Genomic DNA, 13,165 nt, shown 5'->3' with positions numbered 1-13,165 from the left:
TCCGGTATTTAACTGCTTTTATGCAAAAGTCTCTATCTGTGAAAAACACTTCAGGGTGACCCAACGCTGAAGACAGGAAAAAGCTCTGCCGTCATCACGCACAGAGCCCTAGGTTTTGTTTTTAGTTCTTAATTAAATTAATTAAGCACCGTACTTCTCACGATAAGCAGCAACAGAGTTTTTATGCTGAGAGAATTGCTCATCCTCTTCTAACAAGCTCATAATATCGCTTAATGAAGCGATTGAAATCACCGGTAAACCGTATTTTTGTTCCACTTCTTGTACTGCTGAATGTTCGGCGATTTCCTCGTGATTACCACCTTTTTCCATACGATCAAGTGCTATTAAAACAGCTGCTGGTGTCGCCCCCTGCTCTCGGATAATATCCACAGAATGGCGCACTGACGTCCCTGCAGTAATCACATCATCAATGATCACCACCTTACCAGCAAGCGGCGCCCCCACCAGCACACCGCCCTCACCGTGATCCTTGGCTTCTTTGCGATCAAAGGCATAAGGCACATCGCGCCCCTCTAACTGAGGATGATTCGCTAAGGCGATGGAGGTTGCCGCAGCCAAACTAATGCCCTTGTAGGCAGGGCCAAAGAGCATATCAAATTCAACGCCCGAGTTAACGAGCGTATCTGCATAAAACTTCGCTAATTCGCCTAATGATTTACCGCTATTAAATAAACCGGCATTAAAAAAATAAGGACTCAGGCGTCCTGACTTAGTTTCAAACTGACCAAATCGCAATACCCCAAGATCCAGGGCAAAACGCACGAAATCACGGCGCTGTTGAGCTTGCTGTTGAGTAGTATTCGTCATATCAATGATTCAGCAACAAAAAAAAGAAAAAATCATTATACAATTTTTTACAGTTTTAACGATCCAAGGCACCACTCAAATAGCGGATTAAGGCGCAAATATCACCCGGATGCTTGCTCCCTGCTGCTGAGCCTCCAGCACTTCCAAGCGCCACTGTAAGCGCTCACACATCAATGTCACAATATACAAGCCTAAACCGCCACCACTCGGCGCCTTTGCTAGACCCATACCTTGCTCCAACAAGGCCACTTGCTGAGCGGTCAAACCTGAACCCTCATCACAGACCGTAAAGTAGGACGCAAATAAACTGACCTCCACCTGCCCCTTACTATGCTGAATCGCATTTTGAATTAAATTTCTGGCTACCATATAAGCCATATTAAATTGTGTAAACACCGTTGGCTCTGCCAACACATTAAGTGACAAACGATCAGCTACCGCCGGATCCGCTGCTTCTAAGTCTGTTTGCACCTGCCTCAGAATCTCTGCTAAGGAGTGCTGCGCTAATTCACTCGGGTTCGCTTCAGAGCGCGCCAATTTCAAGAGTACCTCGACATTATTCTGCATAATTTGACAAGCGTGTCGTATGCGTTGTAGCGTCACCTCGTCCTTTGGCGAGAGATTGCCCCGTTTATCAAGAATATCCAAACCACCTAACATAACCGCAAGCGGTGTTTTTAACTCATGACTCGCCATATTTAAGAGATTTTTTTCACGCTGTACAAAGCGCTCAATTTGCATCAAAAACTGATTAAAACTATCCGAAATTGAATGCAGTTCAATCTCATCGTAGGCGGTATCCAAACGCTGCATCTGCGTCCCCGCTTGCGTGCAACTAATCGCATCGGCAAGCTGCTCCAATGGCTTAGCAATGCGCCGACTCAAATACCTAGCTAAAAACAAGCTCAATAAAACGGCAATACCACTAATCACCAACAAAGCCAATGCAAACAGCATCTCCTGCTTTTCAAAATGGCTAATATCCTTGGAAATATATAAAACACCGCCGGGTAGTGTTTCAATCGTAAAAAGATACGTTTTACCGTTGCGCTCGATTTCGCCTCGGTAATTTTCAGGGAACTCCAAAAAAAACTCGGGTAATTGAGGTAGCGGATCGCCCTTTTTCGCATAAGCGATCAAATGCCCCTCACTACTTATCAGCACACTCTCGGCAAAATCGAACTGCTGTAAAAAAAAGTCCCGCTCCTGCTGAAACTCAATCTCCAGCATAGTTGCTTCCAGACCTTCCTGCATACTCCAAGCGATCAGATTAAACACCACGAGCAGCAGGCAGCATAAACTGATAATGGCATAATAAATGCGTCTTGCAATGGGTTTCATCACTTATTCCCCTGCCTCGGGCGCATCAATACTCAGCTCATAACCCACGCCATAAATAGTTTTAATCAATGGTCTACCAAAGGTATCGCTTAATAACTTTCTAAGCGCATAGGTCTGGGTGCGAATGGTATTCATATCCACCTCGCGCTCTCCCCACACCTGTTGCTGTAATTCCTGATAGCTCACATGATTGGGATAGCTTTTCATCAGTGTTTCAAAGATCCTTGCGCCAATCCCTGATAAATGCAAAGAGCCTACCTCAGCCACGGTCAGTAAGAAGCTACGGGGGTCATACACTATCTGACCGACGCGTAACTTCTTTTTGTCCAAACGCCCTGCATGACGACGTGCCAAGGCATGAATGCGTAATTCCAACTCCTTTAAAGCAAAAGGCTTTACCAAGTAGTCATCAGCACCCAAACTAAAAGCTAAGGTTTTATCCTCAATCTGATCCTTTGCCGTCATCATAATAATTGGCGTGCTGCTATCCAAGTCCTCCCGAATACGTTGACAGAGCTCAAGCCCGGAAACCGCCGGCAACATAATATCCAACACAATCACATCGTATTGATTAGTGGCTAATAAATGTAAAGCGGTTAAGCCATCAGCGGCAAAGTCCAACTGATAAGCGGCTTCATCAAAGTACTCCGCCAGATTCTGCGCTAAGGCAGAATGGTCCTCAACAATTAAAACTCTCAGACTCTCGGTAGCTGTCATCATTATTCACTAGTTAGCAACATACGATGGTGGCGATAATTTAAATAGTATATAACGCTTGCTGCTAGCAATGATCGTATCTTGATAAGACGCCAAATCGCTTAAGATTTTTTCATCTCGTTTTGACACCGCAAGACAGATCGGTGCACTTTTATGTGCCTGTAGCCAGCTGTGAATATCAGCTACCGCTAGACTTTGACTTTGCTCTGAGCTGTAAAATCTTGCCGAAAATGGTGCTTTATCCACATAGTACAAAGGACATGACGGCGTGATTGCTTGCCAGGCTTGAATCAAATACTTCTCCGTTTTAAATTGCTGCGGCACCAACAACACGAGTGCACACAACACGACCGCCGCCACTGGCATCAACAATGCTGTTGTGACTGGCAAGAGCTTCAAACGAGGCCTAGTCTCCATCACATAGGGCACGAGCAGCATAGAAAGTAAATACGCAAAGGCTGGTATTGCGGGCAACACATAGGTCCACAGCACATTACCCGAGAAGGTAAAAAAGCTCGGCACAAACAGTCCATAGCATAAAAATAATGAAAAATACGGTGCTTGAGAAAGTGCTTGCCAGTGTCCCCACAGCTTCGTTGAGAATGCGGCGCCCACTGCAAAAGCAATTAACAGTAGACTCCACGGCGCCATTGCCTGTAACGCAAACCACCAAATAGTGCCATGCATATACTCATGCGCCGTGCCATACATATCACCTTGCCAACCCGGATCAAGAAAGCGTAAAACATGCTCGCCCACGATAAAATAATACAAAAAGCCAGGCGTTTTAATCTCTGCCAAGATATACCATGGCAACACCAATATCGCTATGATGACTAATCCACTGCGCCAAGCAAAGCGCTTTAATAGCAGCACACGCTCTTTGAAGCTTAACAGTACCCACAATAGCAAGGGTGCCCCTAACAACACCAAAGCCAAAGGACCTTTAGCTAATAAAGCAATACTTAAGCCAATAAAAAAACCGTAATTCCAAGCACCTTGGCCCTCCATCACCATCACAAAGGATACTAATGCGAGCAATAAGCCTAAATTAAGAAAAGGATCGGTTAGCACCCCAGCGCCGGTGGTAAAGCTTAAAGCGCAACTCACATAAATAATAGCCGCCCATAAGCCCTGCCAGGCGCTATGTAGCTGCTGAACAACACGCTGCAACAAAAAGGCACAGGCACATAAACTTAAGTAAGACGGCAAACGAGCAGCAAATTCCGATACGCCGAAAAACTTCATACTTAAGGCTTGCAACCAAAAAGAGAGAGGCGGTTTACCCCAAAATGGCGTTTGTGGATCAAACCAAGGCGTGATCCAGTCATTACGCTCTAGCATCAAGCGGGCGATTTCCGCATAACGTGGTTCGGTGGTATCACTAAAAGGCATCAAGGCCATCACTGGCAACACAGCCACTAAAATTAGCGCCAATAAGAACAAAGGACGCTCAAATAACTTTAACATTTATTCAATTCACTTATTAAGACACTTTGCGCTGAGCTAGCGGCGCTTTCTCAGCTGAGGGTTCCAGCGATTGCGCCATAGGATGACCGTGCACCGTGGCCACGTAAGGACTTGCTTCCGAGACGCCACCATACGCTGGACGACAAGCTTGCGCCTGCTCTACCGCATCACTCAATAAATAAATTGGACGCTGCTTAGACTCATAGTAGATTTTGCCCACATACTCACCTAATAAACCGACCGTCATTAATTGCACCCCACCCAAAAATGTCACTAAGGCAATAATCGACGGGTAACCTGGCACCACCTCGCCTAACATTAAGGTTTTAAAAACAATCCAAAGACCGAATAAGACGCCTGCCAGTGCAATAAACACACCCAAGCCCATGGCAAGACGTAGCGGAGAACGGGAAAAAGAAGTAATCCCTTCAAAGGCCAAACCCACCAAAGCAAAATAATCCCACTTGCTTTTACCGGCAACACGCGCCTGACGATCGTATTCCACTACCTTGGTTTTCATCCCAATCCATGCAAATAGCCCTTTCATATAGCGATTACGCTCGGGCAATTGCTTTAAGGCTTCTAAAGCATGCCGACTCAACAAACGAAAATCACCCGTATCGGTAGGAATATCAACATCACTGATTTTGTTCAACATGCGATAATAGCAATGCGCCGACCATGTCTTGAAGCGCGTCTCACCCTCACGGCTACGACGCTTCATGCTGACAACATCATAGCCTTCACGCCAATGCGCCACCATTTGCGGAATTAACTCAGGGGGATCCTGTAAATCCGCATCCATAATAATCACAGCCTCGCCCCGCGCATGATCCAGACCGGCGGTTAAAGCCGCTTCTTTGCCAAAATTACGGCTTAGACGCAAGACATGTAAGCTGGGATCGCTTAAGGCTAAGCGGTACATTAATTCACCAGAGCCATCACGACTACCATCATCGACTAAGACAATTTCATAACTCAGCTCTAAGCCTGACATGACCTGTTTCAGTCGTTCTAACAACAGAGGAATCACCGGTTTTTCGTTGTACACAGGAATCACTAGCGACAGCGCTACAGAAGCCTGCTGATTGACTGCTACAGTCTCTTTAAACGGATAAGGTGTCATAGCAAAATACCTTTTTGTATAAAACAAAATTAACTAAGCTCACAATGGTGCTCACCATCAGTTGTAAAATCAGCTCAGGCGCAGCGAGCAGTGCTTGTAAGGCATAAAATAAGAGCGCGTTGAGCCCGCAAGACAAAACACCGACGATCAAAAAACTCGGAAATGCTCGACCATGTGAGATAGCGCTGGCAAAGGTGAAGTGATATTGCAACAAGTAATTAGCAACGAGACCCACCAAGGCACCCACCGTAGTAGCAACGAGTCCGCTTGTCCCCAGTTGCAGCAGCCATATAAAAACCGCATAATGCATCGCCGTCGCCAGACCGCCATTGATTAAAAAACGAAGAAAAATGGTGTAGTGCATGGTTTCCAAGCGACTAATTTCCTAGCCCAATATTCATCTCATGGGTAGTGTAGTGAATCAGACTTCAAATTCTTATCAAAAAAATATCAAATACTTATCAAATTTTATTTTTTTGTATATCAGAAAATCTAAAAGAAAGACAATAAAAATCAATACCTTAGAACCTTACACCCAAGGGTAAACCCCTAGGTGTTACAATGACTTAACACGATAAAATTTGACCATTTTTCATAACATCATTTGCTATGCTAAAAATCACCACGCTTAATGTTAACGGTATCCGTGCGGCGGCCCGAAAGGGCTTTTTTGAATGGATGCAGACTCAAGATGCTGATATCCTCTGTCTTCAGGAAACCCGTATCAGCGAGGCCGATCTTAAGGACGAGATACGCCATCAAACAGGTTATCAAAGTGTTTATAACCATGCCCAGAAAAAAGGCTACAGTGGCGTGGCGCTCTATTACAAGGGTAATCCTGACATCGAACATGGCATGGACTGTGAGGAATTTGACCCAGAAGGACGTCTAATCAGCGCCACCTGGGACGATCTCACCGTTATCAGTGCCTACCTACCGTCCGGCTCCAGTAGTGAAGAACGTCAAGCGGCCAAATTTCGCTTTTTAGACAAGTTTGGTCCATGGATTGATCGCATGATGGAACACCATCGCCAAACGGGTCATGAGTATATTATTTGTGGTGACTGGAATATGGCGCATAAAGAAATTGATCTAAAAAACTGGCGTGGCAATTTAAAAAACTCCGGTTTTACCCCAGAAGAGCGCGCCTGGATGAGTCATCTCTTTGAGGAACGCGGTTTTGTCGATGTGTTTCGTCAATTAAATCAAGAGGCTGAGCAATACACTTGGTGGAGTAATCGCGGACGGGCGTGGGACAATAATGTCGGCTGGCGTATCGACTATCATATCAGCACCCCCGGCATTGCCTCCAAAGCCATCCGTACCGAGATTTACAAGGAACAACGCTTTTCTGACCATGCGCCTTTAACCGTGGTGTATGACATTGATAAGGAACCATACCTAAGATAAACACTAGCTAGGCAAAGTGCAAACGACAGCATAGAATAGTAAGATTAGGTATAAACATATAAGTAAAACTTATAAAGCGATGTGTGCGATTGACTGTAACCCGGACGATAAGCGCCCATCAACATTAGTGCTCACGCAGCGCTAAGGATGCACAATAAAATGAATACTATCCATAAATTTGAATTTGTCGAAAAGCATGGCTTTGCTAACTTAGAAGGCAAATGGTTAGAACCCGTTCTTAAAAACAGTTCACCCATCGGCTTATTTAATTTTCAACAATTGGAGTATGCAGCCTATTTTCCAAAAAACAAAGCACAAACAAAATTACCGTTGATCGTGATGATTCACGGCTGTGGTCAAAGCGCTAATAGTTTTGCGGCTGGTACACGGATGAATGAATACGCCGAACAATACGGTTTTGCAGTACTTTATCCCTATCAAAACACCTTTCGTAATATGAATAACTGTTGGCATTGGTTTGATGCCGATAGCAGGCAAAGTATTGAAGAAAAAAACTCTGTGGTTGAGCTGCTGAGCGCCATGGTGGAGACGGTGGATAGCATTGACCCAGAGCGGATTTATTTAGCCGGTATTTCCTCGGGTGCAGCCTTGGCAGGTCATATCGCCATGGACTACAGCCATTTATTTGCTGGCTTAGCGCTCCACTCCTGTCCGATGTTTCCCCTTGCCCGCAATGCCGCCGGCGCCATTCGCATCATGAAGGATGGCTGTAGCGAGGACATAGCTGATATTCCAGTGCCTATTAACTATATAGAGCACCCCCTACCGCTGATGATTATTCATGGCGAAAAGGATGATTACGTCAATCCGCTGAATGCTGAACAACTTAAAAAGTGGTTTAGCAGCCTAAATCGCAAAGCAGGACGGATTCATCAAACAAGTGCCCAGCCAGTACGCCTTAAAATGATCCCCGACTTATGGCATGGTTGGGCTAATGGCAACCCTGATTATCGCTATAATGAAGTATCCGACTTTGACGCTAGCAAAGAAATTTTAAAATTTTTTCATCTGCATAATACTAAATGAACATTAAAAACCTGCCGCAGCTACACCCTGCCGAATTGGAGCACACCCAAAGGCTAGCTGAGCTTTTAAAAAAAGAAATCGAGTCCAATGGACCGATTTCTTTTGAGCATTTTATGGCTCAAGCGCTTTATCACCCCCAATACGGCTACTACACCAGCGGTAGGCTAAAACTAGCCAGTCATCAAAGCAGTCAGGAAGCGATTGCCGCCTCCAGTCTAGCTTATCTTGAACGAGGTGAGGCGATTCCGCTAGAAGGCGATAACCCCTCCATCGGCATGAGTCGCGTTGATAAAGGTAACCCTGCGGCCATGAGCAGCGCTTCCGCCGTGAGTGGTGACTTTATTACTGCACCGGAGTTGAGTCCTTGGTTTGGTCGTACGCTAGCACTTGCGGTTAGCGATGTGCTAAGTCACTGTAGCGAAAAAAATATTCTCGAATTTGGTGCTGGCAGTGGTGCTTTAGCGGCACAGATTTTGGAGAGTTTAGACGATACCTCGGTCAAGTATTTCATCCTTGAAGTTTCTTCCGACTTAAAAGAGCTACAACAGCAAAGCTTGTCGGCCTATGCCGACCGCGTGGTCTGGTTAGAGCAATTACCGGAGAGCTTTGTTGGTTGTGTGATAGCCAATGAGGTGCTGGATGCGATGCCAGTGCGCCTTTATATCTACGACGATGAAGAAAAGCTCAAGGAGCGCCATGTCACGCTACGTCCTACCTCCACCAGCGAGGAGGAGACGGTAGCAACCCAGCCTCAAAACCTCTTTACTTGGGCTGATGAGGAGGTGACAGCCGAACGCTTAGCAGATGGGATTGAGCGTATGCCTAAAATTGCCGGTTATAGCTCTGAATTCAATCAACAAGCCAGAGCTTGGATTCGCAGCATGGGTGAGTGGCTAAAGCAAGGCGCAGCCATCATTATTGACTACGGCTTCCCTGCTGCCGAGTACTACCATCCCCAGCGTGCTCAGGGTACCTTAATGTGTCATTTTCGCCATCATGCGCACCCGGATGTACTGTCCTTACCGGGCATTCAGGACATTACCGCTCATGTGGACTTTTCAGCAATCGCTGATGAAGCTTTCAAAGCCGGTTTAGAGCTAGCTGGTTACACCTCACAAGCCAATTTCCTCATTAATTGTGGTATGTTGGATTTATTATCCACGCTGGATCCAGAGGATGTTGAAAGCTATGCATTACATATTGGTCCGGTGCAAAAGCTACTCTCCGAATCGGAAATGGGTGAGCTCTTTAAAGTGATGATACTTAGCAAGGGGCTGCAAGGTTTTTGCCCCATTGGCTTTAGCCACGCCGATCGTCGCTCGCAGTTGTAATGAGGAGCGAAGCTTAAGCGATTGAGACCCAGTACTATCAAACGAGAAATCTATGCTTTTATACTATCTTTTGGCCTTTACTGCGGCCATCGCCATTGCACTGCAAGCACCTATCAACTCTAGACTGGGTCAGGATTTATTAGGGCAGCCTTTATTGGCAGCCCTCATCTCTTTTTCCGTGGGTACCATCACCCTCTTTATTATCTGCTTATTTCGTGCTGACTTCAGCCCCCTGGCTCCTACCCTCGGACAACAGCCCTTATGGAAGTTTTCCGGTGGTTTACTGGGGGCCTTTATGGTCTTCTGTAGCGCCTTTTTACCCTTAAAAATGGGTTTAAGTAATTTTCTCTTTGTGGTGGTTTTTACCCAAATTATGGTGGCAATTGTGGTGGATCATTTCGGTTTAATCGGCATGCCGACTAGACCAGTGGATGTATGGCGTATCCTGGGCGCAATCATTAGCTCCATCGGTCTCTTTGTGTTTTTCTTTGGAGAAAAAATCACTAAGCAGCTACTCGCTTAGACTCGATTCGCCCCACACACTAAGCACAACGGACCTGTTCCAATGCCCTTAGACGTGCACTATAAATTGCCTCTTTAATTGGTCGCCCCTGTGCCGCACAAGCTTTAGCGATCGCTCCCGCGTCAACCGCTTGTACAGCGGCAAGTAGTCGACGCCATTGACCCAGTTCCGCCTCAATTTGCTCAGCCGACACCCCTTTGACGCTTAATAGTAAGGCATAACTCTGCAGCAACTCCTCAAAGCGCTCAGGCTTTCTAAGCGGATCGGTAGCTAATATCGCCCGCAATAGTTGCTCGGGTGGCGTGGTAGCGTTCAAAGGATACTGCTGCATAGCTTGCACCCATTGGGCAATTAACTGCGCCGCTTCTTGACAGGCATGAGGCGCTCTCAAGCGCTGAGAAAACGCCCTAATATCGGCCACACGATAAAAGATCAAACCATAGCTAAAGGCTAAACTGAGCTCGCTGTTAGCTACTAAATGTAGCAATTCAGCTGCCTCCCTATCCCAAACAAAGCCTGGTAACACACGCTCCAAGGCCGCAATCTCTGCTAAAAACTGGAACGTACGGTAGAGTGCGGGCTGCATCAAAGCGCGCGATAACTCCTGCCATACACGCTCGGCCACCAAATGGTCTACCTCGCCATTGTCCACCATTGTTTGACAGTAACTCAAGGTTTCAGGCGCTACCCTAAAGTCCTCAAAACGCGCTAAAAAACGTGCCAAACGTAAAATACGAACAGGATCCTCAATAAAGGCCTCACTGACATGCCGAAAAACCTTTTGTCGTAGATCCTGTAAACCACCAAAGGGATCGCTTAAAAACGGTGGACTTCCCGTACTGAGCCGTTGGTCTAAGGCGCCACTTTGCAATAAGGTATTAAGCTGCGCTTCTCCCAACTCATCGCTTAGTTGCGCCAAATAACGCTGCCCCGCTTGACTCAAGGCCATGGCATTGACCGTCAGATCACGCCGCAATAAGTCCTGTTCCAAACTAACATCACTGCCAGTATAAAAGGTAAAGCCTTGATAACCTCGACCAGACTTACGTTCAGTGCGGGCTAAGGCGTATTCTTCATGGGTGCTAGGGTGTAAAAACACGGGAAAATCACCACCCACGGGTAGGTAGCCATTGGCCACCATTTGCTCAGGGGTAGCGCCCACTACCACCCAATCATAATCACCCGCAGGTAGACCTAATAAGCGATCACGCACCGCCCCACCCACTGCATAAATGGCTGTGGGGTCTAGCTTGTTACTACGAATCGACTGCTTAGACATCCTTAGCTACTAGGGATGAATGGTACCCAAACGCTGCGTGAGCGAGGCAGGTCTACCGTGATTAAACTTAATATCGTACCAAACAGCATTAGACAATACATGCTTCACATATAAGCGAGTTTCGGTAAAGGGGATCGTTTCCGCAAAAATCGCCCCCTCTACTGACCGTGTCAGGCTATTACGCCAACGTACAGCACGGTTCGGACCTGCGTTATAACCCGCAGTGGCCAAGACTTCAGAACCTGCCTGCTTATCCAAAATATCCTTAAGATAGCTCGTACCAAATAAAGTATTGGTATCGAAATCGTTAATCATGCTGTGATTATAATTTTGCACCCCCAGCTTACGCGCCACTAATTGCGCCGTACCCGGCATCAGCTGCATCAAACCAGAGGCACCGACACCAGAACGAGCCACCGGCACAAAGCGCGACTCCTGACGAATTAAGCCATACACCCAGGCTGGTGATACCCCAACCCGACGAGCTTGCGCAGTCACTCGCCCATCAAAGGGAGCCACATAGCGTTGCTCAAAGTTCACACTGTGTTTTGTCAGTAAGGAGGTATTAATGGTGCGATCATAAAAGCCCACTTGCTTGGCCCACTCAGCAGCTGCCATTAACTGCCTATCGTTGAGACCACGAATGGCATGATTCCACTCCACCACCGCATACTCACGCGCCCCAATCCCTAGAAGCGCTACCGCATTTTGTAAGCCGCTATTGCGCTTAATCGCCGCTAATTCGGCCGCCGTGACCGGCGCTGCTTGCTCTGGCCAAGTGATCTGCTGCCCCAAGGCCTCACGAGCCAATTGACCATAAAAATCATAGTGACTCAATAAGCTCTGATAGCCTGTGTGCGCCGCTGCCGTCTGACCTAAGGCTGCCAAGGCACGTGAATGCCAATAGACCCAAGCCGTCTCTTTTTGCTGCTCCTTATTCATCATCTCGATCGTGTCTTTCACACGGCGCCAATCAACTGTGGGCTGACGTAAAGCAGCACGAACCCGCCAAGCCGCATTGTAATCGCTTAAGGCCACATCCTCCGACTGCCGATACCAGCGATCGGAGCGATCCTCCAGATTAAGGGCTGAGACTAATCCAAACTGAGCATAAGCCCATTGCTTATCCTGTTTACTGAGGAGATTAGTGGCATTTAACAGCTGAATGCCTTGCTCACGATCCTGACGTGCCAAGCGGCTAAAAGCAATGGCACGCAATTCCGCCTCCAGTGGTGAGGCGGCAGCACCCGATTGGCGACTAATCCAAGCGCGCGGATCGGCCATAATGGCACGATACTGTGCTAGCTGTGCCGGTGAAAAAACCAGTGCCGCATAACGGGCCGCAGCGTTTTTATTATCATATTCTACTGCCGCTCTCAAGGCTGGCTGTAATTGCTCAAAGCTCAAACGCCCTTGACGATTCAAAGTGTCTAACATCGCCCAACAAGACTCACCTGGACTAAAGCTTGCCAACGCTTCACGAATCCCAACTCGCTGACCTGTCATGGCGTGACTTTGGATAGAGGCGCATTCAGCTTGGCTCAAACTTACGTTTACCGGTCCCAAGGCAGCTGCCGTTTGATAGTCACCCAAAGCCGCAGCCTTGATAATCCATTCTGCCTTAAGGCGCTCAGCCATATAGCTGTGGGGGTGCGCTTTGATAAACTGGTCTAAGGCAGCCGTATCCAAAGCAGCTAACGTGCTGCTACGATTGAGATGATTGCGTAAAAACCAATATTGCGGATAAGCACCAAGCTCATGATCCGCTTTGGCTGCATGAGCAAAACTCGGTAACAGCTCCCACTGACGGTTCTGCAAAGCCAGGTAGGCATTGGCCACTGCTGCTCTAGCGGCAGCATCAACTGGCTTTAAATCGCGCTCAGGCAGGCGTGAACGTGTTTGTTGTGCTTCAATCTCCGCTGCGCTTAGCTCCGCTTCTTCATCCACAGCGCCTGTCGTTAAAGCGGATTGTGATTGAGCTGTCGAACTGCATCCGCTCACCACAAATAAGGCGGAGGCCAAAATACCTGCCAGCAGTGTATACTTCCAATAAGGTGATAATGATTTTTGAGTCATGGTTGCTCCACGCATCA

The 13,165-nt window shown here is 47.2% G+C and carries 12 protein-coding genes; 4 read left to right on the top strand and 8 right to left on the bottom strand.

Going from position 1 to position 13,165, the window contains the following annotated elements; all coding sequences use genetic code 11:
• Positions 1-141: 141 nt before the first annotated feature.
• The 6 genes from pyrE to HMPREF3144_RS02025 all read right to left on the bottom strand — a co-directional run bounded on the left by pyrE (position 142) and on the right by HMPREF3144_RS02025 (position 5,846).
• The gene (pyrE, locus tag HMPREF3144_RS02050) at positions 142-828 is read right to left on the bottom strand and encodes an orotate phosphoribosyltransferase (RefSeq protein ID WP_070469340.1); all 687 of its coding nucleotides are present in this window, start codon (positions 826-828) and stop codon (positions 142-144) included.
• Positions 829-915: 87 nt separating this feature from the next.
• Entirely contained in the window at positions 916-2,169 is a 1,254-nt protein-coding gene (locus HMPREF3144_RS02045) for a sensor histidine kinase (protein WP_070476051.1), read from the bottom strand.
• A 3-nt stretch (positions 2,170-2,172) separates the two neighbouring features.
• Positions 2,173-2,889: a response regulator transcription factor gene (locus HMPREF3144_RS02040; protein ID WP_070476048.1), complete on the bottom strand. Its 717-nt coding sequence runs from the start codon at positions 2,887-2,889 to the stop codon at positions 2,173-2,175.
• A gap of 6 nt (positions 2,890-2,895) precedes the next feature.
• Positions 2,896-4,356, bottom strand: a complete 1,461-nt coding sequence (locus HMPREF3144_RS02035; RefSeq protein WP_070476045.1) for an ArnT family glycosyltransferase — start codon at positions 4,354-4,356, stop codon at positions 2,896-2,898.
• A gap of 16 nt (positions 4,357-4,372) precedes the next feature.
• Positions 4,373-5,482: a glycosyltransferase family 2 protein gene (locus HMPREF3144_RS02030; RefSeq protein WP_070476041.1), complete on the bottom strand. Its 1,110-nt coding sequence runs from the start codon at positions 5,480-5,482 to the stop codon at positions 4,373-4,375.
• A complete protein-coding gene (locus HMPREF3144_RS02025; RefSeq protein WP_246823828.1) occupies positions 5,463-5,846 on the bottom strand; it encodes a GtrA family protein in 384 nt (127 codons plus the stop codon). The genes HMPREF3144_RS02030 and HMPREF3144_RS02025 overlap by 20 nt, the downstream gene beginning before the upstream one ends.
• Before the next feature lie 245 nt (positions 5,847-6,091).
• Here HMPREF3144_RS02025 and HMPREF3144_RS02020 point away from each other — a divergent pair, with 245 nt between their 5' ends.
• From HMPREF3144_RS02020 to HMPREF3144_RS02005, 4 genes are all read left to right on the top strand, one after another.
• The gene (locus HMPREF3144_RS02020) at positions 6,092-6,892 is read left to right on the top strand and encodes an exodeoxyribonuclease III (RefSeq protein ID WP_070476034.1); all 801 of its coding nucleotides are present in this window, start codon (positions 6,092-6,094) and stop codon (positions 6,890-6,892) included.
• 159 nt (positions 6,893-7,051) lie between these two features.
• A complete protein-coding gene (locus HMPREF3144_RS02015) occupies positions 7,052-7,939 on the top strand; it encodes an extracellular catalytic domain type 1 short-chain-length polyhydroxyalkanoate depolymerase (RefSeq protein WP_070476031.1) in 888 nt (295 codons plus the stop codon).
• Entirely contained in the window at positions 7,936-9,270 is a 1,335-nt protein-coding gene (locus tag HMPREF3144_RS02010; protein ID WP_070476028.1) for a class I SAM-dependent methyltransferase, read from the top strand. Before HMPREF3144_RS02015 ends, HMPREF3144_RS02010 begins: the two co-directional genes overlap by 4 nt.
• Positions 9,271-9,322: 52 nt before the next feature.
• Complete coding sequence (locus HMPREF3144_RS02005; protein WP_018026871.1) at positions 9,323-9,793, top strand: DMT family transporter; 471 nt, start codon at positions 9,323-9,325, stop codon at positions 9,791-9,793.
• Between the two features lie 19 nt (positions 9,794-9,812).
• Here HMPREF3144_RS02005 and HMPREF3144_RS02000 read toward each other — a convergent pair whose 3' ends face one another.
• Together HMPREF3144_RS02000 and HMPREF3144_RS01995 are read right to left on the bottom strand one after the other, a co-directional pair.
• Positions 9,813-11,072, bottom strand: a complete 1,260-nt coding sequence (locus tag HMPREF3144_RS02000) for a tRNA nucleotidyltransferase/poly(A) polymerase-related protein (RefSeq protein ID WP_070476025.1) — start codon at positions 11,070-11,072, stop codon at positions 9,813-9,815.
• A 9-nt stretch (positions 11,073-11,081) separates the two neighbouring features.
• The gene (locus tag HMPREF3144_RS01995; protein WP_070476022.1) at positions 11,082-13,148 is read right to left on the bottom strand and encodes a lytic transglycosylase domain-containing protein; all 2,067 of its coding nucleotides are present in this window, start codon (positions 13,146-13,148) and stop codon (positions 11,082-11,084) included.
• Positions 13,149-13,165: the final 17 nt, after the last annotated feature.

It is taken from the genome of Oligella sp. HMSC05A10, from assembly GCF_001808335.1.
Taxonomy (GTDB): domain Bacteria; phylum Pseudomonadota; class Gammaproteobacteria; order Burkholderiales; family Burkholderiaceae_B; genus Oligella; species Oligella urethralis.
Note: the sequence above shows the minus strand (reverse complement) of the source record. Positions and strands in the feature narration are given on the sequence as shown.

What these genes read in the sequence shown, in the direction of transcription:
- pyrE (WP_070469340.1), bottom strand. Translation starts at nt 828, where the DNA reads ATGACGAATACTACTCAACAGCAAGCTCAACAGCGCCGTGATTTCGTG.
- HMPREF3144_RS02045 (WP_070476051.1), bottom strand. Translation starts at nt 2,169, where the DNA reads ATGAAACCCATTGCAAGACGCATTTATTATGCCATTATCAGTTTATGC.
- HMPREF3144_RS02040 (WP_070476048.1), bottom strand. Translation starts at nt 2,889, where the DNA reads ATGATGACAGCTACCGAGAGTCTGAGAGTTTTAATTGTTGAGGACCAT.
- HMPREF3144_RS02035 (WP_070476045.1), bottom strand. Translation starts at nt 4,356, where the DNA reads ATGTTAAAGTTATTTGAGCGTCCTTTGTTCTTATTGGCGCTAATTTTA.
- HMPREF3144_RS02030 (WP_070476041.1), bottom strand. Translation starts at nt 5,482, where the DNA reads ATGACACCTTATCCGTTTAAAGAGACTGTAGCAGTCAATCAGCAGGCT.
- HMPREF3144_RS02025 (WP_246823828.1), bottom strand. Translation starts at nt 5,846, where the DNA reads ATGCACTACACCATTTTTCTTCGTTTTTTAATCAATGGCGGTCTGGCG.
- HMPREF3144_RS02020 (WP_070476034.1), top strand. Translation starts at nt 6,092, where the DNA reads ATGCTAAAAATCACCACGCTTAATGTTAACGGTATCCGTGCGGCGGCC.
- HMPREF3144_RS02015 (WP_070476031.1), top strand. Translation starts at nt 7,052, where the DNA reads ATGAATACTATCCATAAATTTGAATTTGTCGAAAAGCATGGCTTTGCT.
- HMPREF3144_RS02010 (WP_070476028.1), top strand. Translation starts at nt 7,936, where the DNA reads ATGAACATTAAAAACCTGCCGCAGCTACACCCTGCCGAATTGGAGCAC.
- HMPREF3144_RS02005 (WP_018026871.1), top strand. Translation starts at nt 9,323, where the DNA reads ATGCTTTTATACTATCTTTTGGCCTTTACTGCGGCCATCGCCATTGCA.
- HMPREF3144_RS02000 (WP_070476025.1), bottom strand. Translation starts at nt 11,072, where the DNA reads ATGTCTAAGCAGTCGATTCGTAGTAACAAGCTAGACCCCACAGCCATT.
- HMPREF3144_RS01995 (WP_070476022.1), bottom strand. Translation starts at nt 13,148, where the DNA reads ATGACTCAAAAATCATTATCACCTTATTGGAAGTATACACTGCTGGCA.